The organism is Adhaeribacter sp., assembly GCF_057359045.1.
This window is the reverse complement of sequence record NZ_JBMQUD010000021.1, coordinates 1-14255: the sequence shown is the minus strand read 5'-3', so window position 1 is coordinate 14255 and position 14255 is coordinate 1. Positions and strand designations below refer to the sequence as shown.

Below are 14255 nucleotides of genomic sequence, written 5' to 3'. Positions count from 1 at the left end.
TTAGCAGGCTTACATTATTTAATCTTTAAAAAATATAAAATTTATATAATTTAAAATAAATCGTGTTTGCTTTTTTAAAACCAACATTCCTATATACTAAACTATATACGGATAAAGTTGAAATAACCCGGTTAGATAAAGGCTTAACTATCAGCCGTTCCGCATTAGAAAAATTTTCTAATGTAAGATTGGTAATAGCTGACTTTTATAAGGCTGAAGAATTCGTTAGCTCGATTATTAAAGAACTCCTAGCTTCCAATACCATATTTCAACCTTCACATAAAATTTTAATCCAGCAAATGGATAAATTAGAAGGAGGACTTTCAGATGTTGAAAGAAGAGCTTTACGAGACTTAGGCGAACATGTAGGCGGTCGTTATGTAAAATTGGTGGAAAGCGAAAAACCACTAACTACTTCCCAAGCTTTACTTGAATTATTAAAAAAATAGTTCAAGGAGAAAATACATGTATAGATATAGTATTTGCGAAACATTAAAGCCCGAAGTAAAAGAAATGGGAGAAATTAACCCAGAAGATGTGCTGCGGCTTTTCGATGAGTTTCCGTGGATTGCTTTATTAAAACAACATAACCAAACCCCGGAAGAAGAACAATATTATTCGCCCTCTCTGGAAATTGAAAATAAATTTAACCACCACGGCTTAACATTTTCTATAGTTGGCTACGAACACAATCATGAATACTATATTTTTTACAAGCGACCGGCCATAAAGAAGTTTCTCTTTGGCCTCTATCAGAAGAAAGATGAAAATTATTTATCTGATAGAACTGGGCAAAGTTTAGAACAATGTGAAAAAGCACTTCAGGCATTGCTTGATGATGATTTGGAATTTTTAAATAATAATTTGGGATAAGCTATCTGTTTTACTAGCGCAAGTTTAGTGAAGCGTAACTTGTGTTATTTTAAAATAGCAAGTTTTCAACTTGCCGCTTTACACTGGTTTGAAAACCAAGTCTATGCAATGCGCTTTCCCCTGTCGCGAGCGTCTTCGCTCGTGATGACTTTCTGGCTGGCCTCTAGCCAATATAGAAACAAATTAAATTGGCCAGAGGCCGGAAGATAATAAGCACGAGCGAAGACGCTCGCGCTATAAAAACTATTAAAAACCTTAGTTCCTACCCCGTATGAACGATACCAATACCACCGCTGAAACCAAATCCGAAACCGTGCAACTGGAAAGCGGCACCTACGAAATACTGCGCAACCGCCTACAGGAAAACGCGAAAGACCTGCAAGCACGCCTGCACAACTTAAACACCGAACGCAAGCAGGTATTTGGCGCCATCGAAACATCTTTGCTGGCCACGGAACGCGTAACGACGGAGAATAACTGCGTGCCCTGGGACATGGTACCGGTGGGCGATTCGTTTTTATTTGGCTACAACGTGGTCATTGGGTTGAAATCGGAGGTGGAGCTGGCAGATGTGTTTAGTGTGTACCGCTACCAGGACCGTACGTTTCATCTTCAAACCCTGGATATCCTAAATAACCCAACGTTTAAAGACGATTTCCAGAAGCTGTACAAATATTACAAGAACACGCAGTTTGTAAAGTTTGCGGTGATGGGCACCAGTTTGTTTATGGTGTTCCGGGTGGGCAAAGGCGTAAACGATATTAAGACTTTTAAATGGGCGCTCAAAGACGATAGCATTACATATTTAGATAACCGCTCCGACCATGAATATATTTACCCGAACCAGCACGATTTTACCTGGAAACGCCCGGCCCGCGAAGCCCAGCGCGCCGGTAAATTTCCGCACGTTTCCATCGAAGACAAGGTTTTTGTAGAAACCATCCACGGCGATTTAACCATAAAAGTAGAAGATAATACCGCCAGCGGTCAGGGCATTTATTCCGAAGAGGTAGAAGACAAGGACCAGACCCTCGACGATTCCGAAATTTATTACACCATCATCGGGAATTTAGTCTTACTAAAAATTCGTCCGTACCGCGAACTAAAATACCGCTACCTGGTGTACAATGCCAAGCTGCAAACCGTGCGCCGCATCGATGCGCTGGAAGAATGCTGCGTGTTGCTGCCCGATAATCAAGGCATTATTTACGCTTACGGTTATTATTTGCAAACCGGCGAGTTTAAGCAATTCGAGAATAATCTGCAGAATATGGTGTTTGAGAAGCGCATCACCTCGCCCAACGGCGAAGATTATTTGTACGTGTTCTACAACAAGGAATCGGGCGTTTATTTATTGCTGTCTTATAACATCATCGCCCAGAAAATAGAGAACCCGATTGTTTGCCACGGCTACGCAATATTTGAGAACGGCGAACTGTGCTTTTTCCGGGCCGATGCCGAACCCAAAAAACACCACGCCATCCAAATCTGGCAAACGCCTTACGTGGGGCCAAACTTTATGCTGCCGGTTACCCAGGAATCGTATTTATACAAAATCGGGAACAAAGATATTGTGCGGGCCATGGCCGAAAACCAGGAAATGCTTACGCTTTTAAACAAAGACGATTCCTACGCCAACCTGTACCTCGATTTAATAAAACGCACCACCGATACCCTGGATGCCTACCATTGGCTGAGCCGCGAGGAACTTTATAACCTGGCGCAACCCTTAACGGCCATCCGGCAAACCGCTACCGCCGCCGTAGATGAGTTTGAGAAAGTTATTACCATCCGGAAGAACACCCAGGAACAAATAAATGCGGTGGCCGCCAAAGCCGATGCACTCATTAACACCCTGAAATTCCAGAAGGCCGAAAATATTAACCAGTTTGTGCAGTACCTGGCCCAGTTGCGTGCGCTCCGCGGCGAAGTAATTTCGCTGAAAGATTTGCGCTACACTGACGAAGCCCGCATTGCGACTTACGAAACCCAGCTCGCCAATTTCACCCAGGAAATATCAGATAAAACTGTCGAGTTTCTATTGCAAGATGCCGCCCTGGCGCCCTACGAAACGCGGGTGAAAACCCTGGATTCCGGCATTCCAAACATCGCCAAAGTAGTGGAAGCCGATGCCACCGACATGGAAATAACGGCCATTGCGCAGGAACTCGAAATGCTGATTGACGTGGTGAGCAACCTCAAAATAGAAGATGCTACCCAAACCACGCGCATCATCGAGAATATTTCGGCCATTTATTCCGGGTTTAACCAAACCAAAGCCGCCCTCAAACGCCGCCGCAAAGAGTTGCTGAGCGTGGAAGGCAAAGCCGAATTTAACTCGCAAATGAAGCTGATTAGCCAGGGCGTGATAAATTACCTGGACCTCTGCGACACGCCGCAAAAGTGCGAAGAATATTTGGCCAAACTCATGGTGCAGCTGGAAGAACTGGAAGGCCGCTTTCCGGATTTTGAGGAGTTCCTGGACCAGCTCACCGTAAAGCGCGAAGAAATTTACGACACCTTCGAATCGAAAAAAGTAAGTTTAACCGAAGCCCGGAACAAACGCGCTACGGGGCTAGAACAATCTGCGGATAGAATATTAAAAGCCATCCAGAGCCGGTTAAGCAAACTCACTACGGTAAACGATATTAACGGCTATTTTGCTTCGGATTTAATGGTAGAGAAAGTCCGGAATATTACCGACGAATTATTAAGCGTGGGCGATACCGTGAAAGCCGATGCCATCCAGAGTCGCCTCAAAACCGTGCGCGAAGATGCCGTGCGCCAGCTCAAAGACCGCCAGGATTTATTTATTTCCGGAGCCGATGTTTTAAAGCTGGGCAACCACCATTTTACCGTCAATACCCAACCGCTGGCCCTCAGTATTGTGCATCGCGACGGCGACATGTACTTCCATTTGGCCGGCACCAGTTTCTTTGAAAAAATCACGAACACCGCGTTCTTAAACTTTAAACCGGTTTGGGAGCAAACGCTGGTTTCGGAAAATAACGAGGTATACCGCGCCGAATATTTAGCTTACCAATTGCTGCAAATTACTCAGAACCAGCGTTCCAGTCCCGATGCGGCTTTGGCTTATTTAAAAACCGATGAGCTGCATAAATTGACTTTCGCCGAACTAACTGATTACACGCAGCGGTTTATGGCGTTGCGGTTTAACGAAGGCTATATCAAAGGCGTGCACGACCACGATGCTGCCCTTATTTTGCAAAGCCTGGTGCAACTGGTAAAAACGACTGATTTATTGCGTTTCGATTCGCCGGCCCGGGCGTGTGCCGCTTTGTTCTGGCATAAATTTGTACCGGCCACTCGCAAAGAAATTTTAAACGCGCAGTTAAAAGGCGCCGGCGCGATTTTGCAGGGATTCCCCCATACGCATCAGTTTGAAAATATTATTACGGAGCTCCACGCCGATATTTTAACCTTTGTTCAGGAAACCAACTTAGCCACCGAAGCCGAGGTAGCCGAAGCCGCCGAATATTTATTCCGGGAAATAGCCCGCCACGACGAATTTATTATCTCGGGCGAAGCCGCCGCTTTGTACACCAGTTTCACGCAATATTTAACCCAAAACAAAGCCCAAAGCACCTACGAAACCTCGGTAAAAGCCCTGGAACAAGACGTGGTAGCTCAGGTTAATTTAATCCGGCACTGGCTGCGCGCCTTTGTTCAGAAAGCCAATCAACCCGAAAAAAACCTTTTTATTCCGGAAGCGGCGGTACTTTTATTAACCAATTCTTACAGGGCCTCGGCGGTAATCAGTACGGCTTTAATGCAAAATATTGCTGGTTTGCGCGGGGCGCATCCGTTAATTGTGGAGCAGCAATATACCTTGCAGTTTAACCAGTTTTTAAACAAGCTGCGCACTTACGAAACCACGGTGGTGCCCGATTACAACCAGTTTACCGAACTTAAAAAGAGCCTGATTCAGGAATTTGAAGCCGAACTGCGCCTGAATGAATTTAAGCCGCGTGTGCTCTCGTCGTTTGTGCGCAATAAACTCATCGACCAGGTTTATCTGCCTTTAATCGGCGCCAACTTAGCCAAACAAATGGGCACCGCCGGCGAAAACAAACGCACCGATTTAATGGGCTTGTTGTTGCTGTTATCGCCGCCGGGTTACGGCAAAACCACCATCATGGAATATATTGCCAACCGCCTGGGCATTATTTTTATGAAGATAAACGGTCCCGCCATCGGGCACGCCGTTACCGCCCTGGACCCCGCCGAAGCCCCTAACGCTGCTGCCCGCGAAGAACTCGAAAAACTCAATTTAAGTTTTGAAATGGGCGATAACGTGATGATTTATTTGGACGATATTCAGCATTGCAACCCGGAGTTTCTGCAGAAGTTTATTTCGTTGTGCGATGCCCAGCGCAAGATTGAAGGCGTTTACAAAGGCAAAAGCAAAACCTACGATTTCCGGGGCAAAAAAGTGTGCGTGGTGATGGCGGGTAACCCCTACACCGAAACCGGCGAGAAATTTCGGATACCCGACATGCTAGCCAACCGCGCCGATATTTACAACCTGGGCGATATTATTGGCAACACTGCCGATGCCTTTAAACTCAGCTACCTCGAAAATGCCTTAACTTCCAACACGGTATTGGCCGGACTGGCAAGCAAAAGTCAGAAAGATTTGTACCCGCTTTTGCAACTGGCGCAAACCAACAACGCCGAAGGCTTAACCTTTGAAGCCAACCATTTGCCCGCCGAACTGAACGAATATTCGCAGGTTTTGCAAAAGCTTTTGAAAATCCGGGACGTGATTTTAACCGTGAACCTGGAATATATCCGGTCGGCGGCGCAGGCCGAGGAATACCGCACCGAACCACCGTTTAAGCTGCAGGGCTCCTACCGCAACATGAACAAGCTGGCCGAAAAAGTAATGCCCATTATGAACGAAGACGAGCTGCAAACGCTTATCCGGAGCCACTACGAAGCCGAAGCCCAAACCCTGACCACCGGCGCCGAAGCCAATTTATTAAAGCTAAAAGAACTCCTGGGCTTGCTCTCGCCCACCGAAGCCCAGCGCTGGCAGGACATTAAAGCCACCTTTGTGCGCAACCTCAAACTAAACGCCTTCGGCTCCGGTAACCAGGTAAACCAGGTGCTCACCCAAATGGAGAATATTTCAGAAGGCTTGAGTGGAATTAAAGATGTGCTGGGGCAGTTTAAAGGAGATGGGGTGGAGATATAAACTTAATTAAATGAATAACATATTTGTATAATTATTATATTCAAGCTTTTAGATATATATTTATTATGGAAAACTCTTATTTCATCTTTTCTGAAAGAGAAATTAATATAGAAAGATTCCATATATGTAATTGGCAATTTAATGATAATAGTTCTCTTGTAGAATTTGGATGCGAAATAAAAGCAACGGATATACAAGGATTCAATACTTTAACTTTAGATCTGTTTCTACCTTGGCTTCAAGTAGGTAGTTTGGCAGAAGACTTTTATCCCAAGCTAAAAGATTCTGCTAATAGTAGGTTTATTTTCAATGATTCCATATTAAGTACCTTATCTTTAGATGGAGGTGAGAATTTGAGCGGGGTTATACATGAATTCTCAGGTAGAAATAAGTTATGTATTCTTAAAGCTGACTTAGAACCTAATTTTAAGCGAAACCTTCTTACAATTAATGTTGATTGTACTGATTATATAAAATCCGCTAGTCAAGCTAATATTTATTTTAGATTCGCAATTAGGCCGAAGTTACCATTTATTTCAACAAGAAAGAATGGTATAGGAAAATCTACAATCATCTATGATATTAAAGTAAACGAGAAGCGTAACTTACCAGACAACTTAATTTCTGATTTAAAGATTAAACATTACTGTAAAATTTCTTCTTGCTTTTGCTTTAACATAATCCCTAATAACTATGACTTAACTTTTTTGGAATCAGATTCTTTAAGAAATGTTCGCACTTTAGAATACAAATCCTTTAATAAATACCTTGATGATAATCGTGTAAAAAAAGATGAGTTAATAGTTATCTTTAATAAAAAGGAAAAGCTAGATAGCTATTCCTTTTTTTCTATTTATACGCAAGAAAGGATTGGGGCTGGTCAGTTTGCACTTGCTGTACTTATTAATATTGTATGCGGTATCTTATTATTCATTCCTTCTTATAGAAAATCATTTAATCCAGAATTAACAATAACTTCTATTTGGTCAAATTTACCAATAGAAATAGGAGTAGCATTCATTTTAATTTTATTAATGATATTATACTTTATAAGACCATTATTCTTATCTAAATATTCATCTTTAAAATCGAAAATATTTTCTTAGTATACGCATAAATGAAAGCACTTTTAGATACTAATATAATTATCCATAGAGAAGCTGGCAGGGTAACTAATTTAGATATTGGGATTTTATATAAGTATTTAGAAAAGGCTAAATATGAAAAATGTATTCATCCCCTTACTATTGAGGAAATAAAGAAAAACCCCAATAAGGATACTGTAAATACTTTTCTGGCAAAACTAGGAAATTATACAGAGATACTTTCACCAGCTCCTATAAATCAACACATTACTGACATATCAAAAAAGTTTGACCATAATGCCAATGACTTATTAGATAGTAATCTACTTAACGAAGTTTATTGCAATAGAGTAGATATTCTTATTTCAGAAGATAAAAAAGTACATCGTAAAGCTGAGAGCTTAGGAATAACAGATAAAGTATTCACGATTGAATCTTTTCTTGAAAGGATAACAGGAGAATTTCCTGCACTTGTTGATTATAAAGTTTTGAACGTTAGGCAAGTATTATTTGGACAAATAAATTTGTCTGACCCATTTTTTGATTCTCTAAAAGAAGATTATCCTGGATTTGAGCAGTGGTTCGATAAGAAAGCAAGCGAGAAAGCCTATATAACTTATAATGCTACAAATAGTAAACTGTTATCCTTTCTTTATCTAAAAAGAGAAGATAAAGATGAAGTTTATAGCGATATAGAACCAATCTTTAAGCCTAAGAAAAGGTTAAAAGTCGGAACTTTTAAAGTAGTTGGGAATGGTGTTAGACTAGGAGAGCGTTTCTTAAAGATTATCTTCGATAATGCGCTGGCAAATCGGGTTGAAGAAATATACGTTACAATATTCGATAAGCGGGAAGAACAGAAAAGATTAATCGAGCTTATGAAGGCGTGGGGCTTCAATTTTTGGGGCATGAAAGGAGATGAGCAGGTTTATGTTAGAGATTTTAGAAAAAAATTTAATACTAATAATCCGCGATTCTCTTATCCTTTTACTTCTAAACTTCAAAAGAAGTTTATGGTCTCTATTGAGCCTCAATACCATACGGAACTCCTGCCAGATTCGATATTAAGGACTGAATCTCCATTGGACTTTATAGATGACCACCCCCATAGGAATGCAATTAATAAAGTATTTATTTCGCATTCATTCGAGAGAAAAATTAATAAAGGAGATATTATAATCTTTTATAGAATGGGTGAAACCTATCCTAAAGTTTATTCAAGTGTGATTTCAACAATCGGGTTAGCAATAGAAACAGATATAAATATTAAATCAGAAGATGAATTTGTTGCCAAGTGTAAGAACAGAAGCGTTTATAATGAAGTTGAGTTACGGCAGCAGTGGAACAAATTTCCTAAGTTAAAACCTTTTATTCTTTCATTTCTGTATGTTTATTCTTTTCCTAATCGGGTTAATCTCAAAGGATTAATAGAAGCTGGTATTATAGCAAATGTTGAAAGTGCCCCAAGAGGATTTACCCCCATTACAGAAGAACAATTCCAAACTATTATAAAACTTACCAAAACAGATGAAAGTTTTATTATCGATTAAACCAGAATTTGCAAACTTAATTTTTAATGGCACAAAAAAATTCGAATTCAGAAGGTCAATATTTAAAAATCAAGAAGTAAAGACAGTTGTTGTTTATGCGTCATCTCCAATGCAAAAAGTAATTGGTGAATTTGAGATTGAATCAATTTTAAACGAAGACCTTGATATTTTATGGAATAAAACAAAGGAGTTTGCAGGAATTGAAAAAGAATATTTTTATGAATATTTTAATAAAAAAGAACAAGGCTTTGCAATCAAAATTAGAAAAGTAAAGAAATATAAAGCTCCCCTTTGTTTAAAAAAGGATTTTAACTTAAGTCCTCCCCAATCATTTTTATATTTAAATCAATAGTATAGTTGATTAATGCCCAAATCCAGGTCTAAGACCTACACCCTCATTAACACCAAAAATACCTTTATCATTACTTTAGTGGTAATGGTGCTTACTATTCTGGGGGTATATTTCTGGGGATTGGGACAGCATTATACCTTTTACAAAAATTCGCTTATTAGCACTACTATTTTATCGGTTTCTTTTTTCCTGTTTATAACTATTGGCTTGTACCGGGGCGTAAAACTGAAAGATAATTTAGGCGCTATTACCGATAAAATGAAACTGCGAAAGTTAGATGGCCTACCCGATTTAGGAGTAGATAGCGATTTAGGTGCCGGTGATGATGGCTGTGCCGGAATTATATTGGCAATCCTGCTGTGGATATTAGCCGCAATAGCATTAGCAATATTTTTATGGATATTTGTTAATATATTAGAAATCGGGATTCTGGCTTTTGCCGGTATGTTGTACTGGATATTTTTCCGGGCTTTGCGCCTGGTTTTCCGACATTCTAATCGGTGCAAAGGCAATTTATGGGGCAGCATAAAAATCGGGGTATTTTACACTTTGCTCTATAACTGCTGGATTTACGGCTTGCTTATGTTAATTCATTATTTACATAGATAGCTAACCAAATTACGTTGTACGCTCCTGCTTTAAATGTAAATACAACCAGCAACTTTTGTAAAAGCAATTTTCTACTTATTGATAGAAATAAATATCTAACCGCCCCAGCTATTTACCTACCTATTTTAACGTCCAATGGCCGCCAGTTGCTTCTCTAATTCGGTAAATAATTGTTGGTTGCCGTTTTGTTGGTACTGGCTAATGGTTTCCTGAAAAATGGGGAGGTCGTAAATAAATGCTTTTAAAGCGTCGGGAGTAAGCTCGGTAAAATGACGGCCGTAGCCTAATTTTTGCACCTGGGCGGCATTCAGAAACTGCTCAAACTGGTTGGCTATAGGTACTGCACAAATGGGTTTATGCAGGTAAACCGCTTCGCTGAGTAAAGAAAAACCGCCGTTGGCCAGCACCGCTTTGGCCGTAGCCAGGTTCTGAATAAACGCATCTTCGCTAAAGGCTTTTAGCTGTACGTTGCCGTGTTGCTCTTCTTTGTTAAAGCCGTATACCAAAAACTGTTCTTGCGGCAACTGTTGTAACAAAGCTACCAGGTTTTTCTGGCTGGTGCTGGTTTGGTACACCAGTATATGGTTTTGGGTAGCAGTTTGCGCCGCCAATATTTCGGCGCGAATAATGGGCGGCACCAGGGTGGTGTTTTCTTTGCGCAATGGGGCCGAAAAAAAAGAAGCAATTAAATAATGGTCGCAATACGGTACTTTACCTTTTACAATATTTTTAGCGATGGCGTAGTTATTGCGTTCGGTGGCAGGTACGGCAATATCTAATTGCGCCCGGTTAATTATTTGCATATTATCGATGCTGATAACCGGTAGCCGGTGGTACCGGGCAAATAAGTAAGTAAACGACTCAAAATCCGAAATAATTAACTCGGGGCTAAACTGCTCTAACAAGGTGCGGTACCGATGAAAATTGGCCTGCAGGTTAGCGGGCGCGGTACGTAAAGTAAGGGCGGCGGTTCTCAGTACCGACACCGCTGCATTTTTATACGCCAGGTGGTACCCTTTTATTTCGTGCACCCGGTCCGGAAAAGCCTTGGCTAAGAACTGGTAGGCCCGCGCACTCGAAACCACCTGCACCTCGTGGCCCTGGGCCAGTAAATACGTAATAATTACTTTGCTGCGGGTAGCATGCCCCATTCCCTCGCCGGGTACTCCGTATAATATTTTCATGTTCGTAAAACGCGTAAACTGCGCGACTAAATTAATGATTAGTTATTAGTGGTTAGCTTTTAAATGGCATGAGATGAATATTGAAATATTAAATGCGAACAGAGCGGAGTTTAATCATTTATGATTTTTAACTTAAATACTAACTACTAACATCTAAATACTAATATCTAATTACTAACCACTAACATCTAACCGCTTGGGGAGTACGCCAAATAAACGGTTAAGCAAACCGGTTACCGAAAAAATATAAGCCAATACCAGGCCGATGGCCGCTCCCAACGATACATCGGTTTCGGTATGAACGCCCAAGGCTACCCGCGATAAGCCCACCAGCACCGACCAGGTAATAGGTACCACCAACCAAAACTGCTTTTGCCGGGGCAGCACGCGCCACAACCAAAAAACCAGTATACTGCCCAGCAAAAAAGCATTTTGGGCGTGCCCCGACGGAAAAGAATAACCGGCTTCCTGCACCCAGTGGTTTAGCACCCGCGGCGAAATGGCTTTTACTTTGTCCGGGTTTTCCCGGATAAATTTCTGCAAATAAACCCGGCGTTGGGCTACTTCGTTCTGGTAGTACTGCAGCAACAATGTATTTTCCTGCCCTTCTGCCCCCAGCAGGTACACATGACTGGGCCGGGGCTTTTGCAACAATGGTTTTATGCCGTACTCGTTTATATAAGCCATACTGCCCAAAACCAGGGCAAAAAAACCTACCGCAGATACAAAAGCCATTATTTTTCTTTTCCGGCCCCGGCGTATGGCGGCAAATATGGCGCACAAAAAAGTAACCAAAATGGCGGTACCATATACCCCACCCGACTCCGACAAAAAATACCAGAAACTGGTATCCCAGTCGCCGCTTTCGTAGCCGCAAAAAGCAATGGGCAAACTAAACAACGTCACCACCATGGTTAGCCAGGCACCTATATTTAACAAAATTGCCCGCTTATGGCTTTTATAGTGCGCGCGCATCTGTTATAACTGATAAGCGGCCATTTCGTGCCACAACCGGTCAAACTCCTGGCAAAAATCGGTAACCAAAGTTTTTTCGTTTGTGATTATTACGTTTTCGTGGTTGTACAGCGCAGCACTGCGGGTCCAGTTATAGCTGCCGGTAAGCACCGCCTGGTTATCCAGAATGGCAAATTTATGGTGCATGTGGTTGGGTGTATTATCTATGCGCACCGCAATACCGGCTTGGGCCAACTCCCGGATGTCGGAGCCTTTATCAAAAAGCTTTTCGTTATCGGTAATGATTTTTACCGCCACGCCCCGGCGGTGCGCTTGCACAATGGTCCGGGTGATGCGGTCGTCGGAAATAGTAAACACACAAATTTTTAACGACTTTTGGACGCTGTTTATACCTAAGTTAATGGCGTTTAAACAAGCATCGCCGGGACTAAAGTAAGCGTGGCTTACTACTTTAGCGGGTTTAGAGAAAAGTGAGAACATGTTTAATGTTTAGTTGGCTGTAATCTACCGGGTAAAATTAAAATTTGCTAATTAACCGGTTTTATAATTTTGCTTGTGATTATTAAGGCAAAAAATTAATTTAGTTAAAAAAACATGTACCGCCATTTGCTCCTCTTTATTTGCCTGCTGGCCGCTTTACCGGCCTTTAGTCAGAAAGCCGACCTGTTGATTAAAAACGGAAAAATTATTGATGGCACCGGCAACTCCTGGTATTACGGCGATGTGGCCATTAAAAAAGATAAAATTCTGGCGGTGGGCTTACTCCCCAACATCAAAGCAAAAAAAATAATAGACGCCCAAAAGAAAGTAATAGCGCCCGGTTTTATTGATGTACACACCCACATTGAAGGCGACGAAAAAGTAAGCCCCCGAGCCGAAAGCTTTATTTACGATGGTGTTACGTCAGTCATTACGGGCAACTGCGGTTCGTCTCAAACCAATGTAAAAAAATATTTTAAGTTTCTGGATAGCCTAAAGCTTTCGGTGAATGTTGGTACGTTTATCGGGCATAACAATGTGCGGCAAGCGGCTATGGGCACCGCTAACCGCAAGCCAACACCTACTGAGCTGGCCCACATGACCAACCTCGTAGCCCAAGCTATGCAGGATGGTGCCGTTGGCTTGTCTACGGGGCTTATTTATATTCCGGGTACTTACGCCGAAACCGACGAGGTGATTGCCCTGGCCCAGGCCGCAGCCAAATACCACGGCGTGTATACCTCGCACATCCGCAACGAAAGCGATAAAGTTTTTCAGGCCATCGACGAAGCTTTAAATATTGGCCGGCAAACCGGTATGCCCGTCCAGATTTCGCATTTTAAAATTGGCCAACCCAACTGGCACCGCTCCCACGAAACCCTGGCCATGGTAAAAAAAGCCCGCGAGGCCGGCCAGGAAGTAACCATCGACCAATATCCTTACACCGCCAGCAGCACCAACCTTAATTCTTTAATTCCGTCGTGGGCCCTTGCCAACGGCCGCGACAGCATAGTAGCCCGCTTCCGGAACCCAATTACCCGTAAAAAAATTGTAGCAGAAATGATTCAGGATATGGCCCGCCGCGATCGCCCGGATTTTAGTTATGCTGTAGTAGCCAGCTATAAACCCAATCCCGCGTATAACGGCAAAAATATTTCCGAAATAAATAAAATGCGTAACCGGCCTTACAGTATTCCTGCAGAAATAGAAACCATTCTGGATCTGGCCGAGCAAGGCAGCGCTTCTATGGTTTTTCATAGCATGCACGAAGCCGATGTCGAGAATATTCTGCAATATCCGTTTACCATGGTGGCTTCCGATTCGGGCATTCGGGAATTTGGGGCAGGCGTACCGCACCCGCGGGGCTACGGCAGCAACGCGCGGGTTTTAAGTTATTACGTGCGCGAGAAAAAAGTAATTGGCCTGGAAGATGCCATCCGACGCATGACTTCTTTGCCGGCCCAAAAATTCAACCTGACCAACCGGGGTTTGTTAAAAGCCGGCCTTAAAGCCGATATAGTTGTTTTTGACGCTGAAACCGTTAAAGATTTAAGCACCTTTGAGAAGCCCCATGCTTACACCGTGGGCATGGAATACGTGCTGGTAAACGGCAAACTTACCGTAGATATGGCTAAACATACCGGTGCCCGGCAGGGGCAAATTCTGTACGGGCCGGCGCATAAAAAATAGCCTTTCCAACACGTGCAACAGAACAATTATACTTTTAGCCCAGCATTAAATATCAAGAGCCTAATACCGATAACAATCCCATGCTCTCGCCAGCGTCCCGCTGGTGAGACTTTCTACCGGCCTCTGGCCGCGATAACCTGCCAAATATAATTTTTTAAGAATAATAAGCGGCCAGAGGCCGGTAGAAAGTCTCACCAGCGGGACGCTGGCGAGAGCATGGGATTGTTATCGGTATTAGGC

Annotated in this window: 11 protein-coding genes; 8 read left to right on the top strand and 3 right to left on the bottom strand. The window is 42.5% G+C overall.

The annotated features are described in order from the left end of the window. Positions 1-62 precede the first annotated feature (62 nt). The 7 genes from ACO1R6_RS03735 to ACO1R6_RS03705 all read left to right on the top strand — a co-directional run bounded on the left by ACO1R6_RS03735 (position 63) and on the right by ACO1R6_RS03705 (position 9687). Entirely contained in the window at positions 63-449 is a 387-nt protein-coding gene (locus tag ACO1R6_RS03735; protein WP_486262295.1) for a hypothetical protein, read from the top strand. A gap of 64 nt (positions 450-513) precedes the next feature. Further along, positions 514-873 (top strand): hypothetical protein, encoded by a 360-nt coding sequence (locus tag ACO1R6_RS03730; protein WP_486262293.1) that lies wholly within the window; start codon positions 514-516, stop codon positions 871-873. 271 nt (positions 874-1144) lie between these two features. Next, positions 1145-6091: a DNA repair ATPase gene (locus ACO1R6_RS03725; protein WP_486262292.1), complete on the top strand. Its 4947-nt coding sequence runs from the start codon at positions 1145-1147 to the stop codon at positions 6089-6091. Between the two features lie 65 nt (positions 6092-6156). Continuing rightward, positions 6157-7197 carry a hypothetical protein gene (locus tag ACO1R6_RS03720; RefSeq protein WP_486262290.1) on the top strand — a complete coding sequence of 347 codons (1041 nt, stop codon included), beginning with the start codon at positions 6157-6159 and terminating at the stop codon, positions 7195-7197. An 11-nt stretch (positions 7198-7208) separates the two neighbouring features. Beyond that, positions 7209-8726 carry a PIN domain-containing protein gene (locus ACO1R6_RS03715; protein WP_486262288.1) on the top strand — a complete coding sequence of 506 codons (1518 nt, stop codon included), beginning with the start codon at positions 7209-7211 and terminating at the stop codon, positions 8724-8726. Beyond that, complete coding sequence (locus ACO1R6_RS03710; RefSeq protein ID WP_486262286.1) at positions 8704-9078, top strand: ASCH domain-containing protein; 375 nt, start codon at positions 8704-8706, stop codon at positions 9076-9078. The genes ACO1R6_RS03715 and ACO1R6_RS03710 overlap by 23 nt, the downstream gene beginning before the upstream one ends. A gap of 12 nt (positions 9079-9090) precedes the next feature. Then, positions 9091-9687 carry a hypothetical protein gene (locus ACO1R6_RS03705; RefSeq protein ID WP_486262284.1) on the top strand — a complete coding sequence of 199 codons (597 nt, stop codon included), beginning with the start codon at positions 9091-9093 and terminating at the stop codon, positions 9685-9687. Between the two features lie 125 nt (positions 9688-9812). Here the strand turns inward: ACO1R6_RS03705 and ACO1R6_RS03700 are convergent, their stop codons facing one another. From ACO1R6_RS03700 to ACO1R6_RS03690, 3 genes are all read right to left on the bottom strand, one after another. Next, entirely contained in the window at positions 9813-10871 is a 1059-nt protein-coding gene (locus ACO1R6_RS03700; RefSeq protein ID WP_486262282.1) for an MJ1255/VC2487 family glycosyltransferase, read from the bottom strand. 174 nt (positions 10872-11045) lie between these two features. Beyond that, the gene (locus ACO1R6_RS03695) at positions 11046-11846 is read right to left on the bottom strand and encodes a phosphatase PAP2 family protein (protein WP_486262280.1); all 801 of its coding nucleotides are present in this window, start codon (positions 11844-11846) and stop codon (positions 11046-11048) included. Positions 11847-11849: 3 nt separating this feature from the next. After that, positions 11850-12326 carry a phospholipase D-like domain-containing protein gene (locus ACO1R6_RS03690; RefSeq protein ID WP_486262279.1) on the bottom strand — a complete coding sequence of 159 codons (477 nt, stop codon included), beginning with the start codon at positions 12324-12326 and terminating at the stop codon, positions 11850-11852. 114 nt (positions 12327-12440) lie between these two features. Between ACO1R6_RS03690 and ACO1R6_RS03685 the strand changes: the two genes are divergently transcribed. Then, positions 12441-14015, top strand: a complete 1575-nt coding sequence (locus ACO1R6_RS03685) for an N-acyl-D-amino-acid deacylase family protein (RefSeq protein WP_486262277.1) — start codon at positions 12441-12443, stop codon at positions 14013-14015. Positions 14016-14255: the final 240 nt, after the last annotated feature.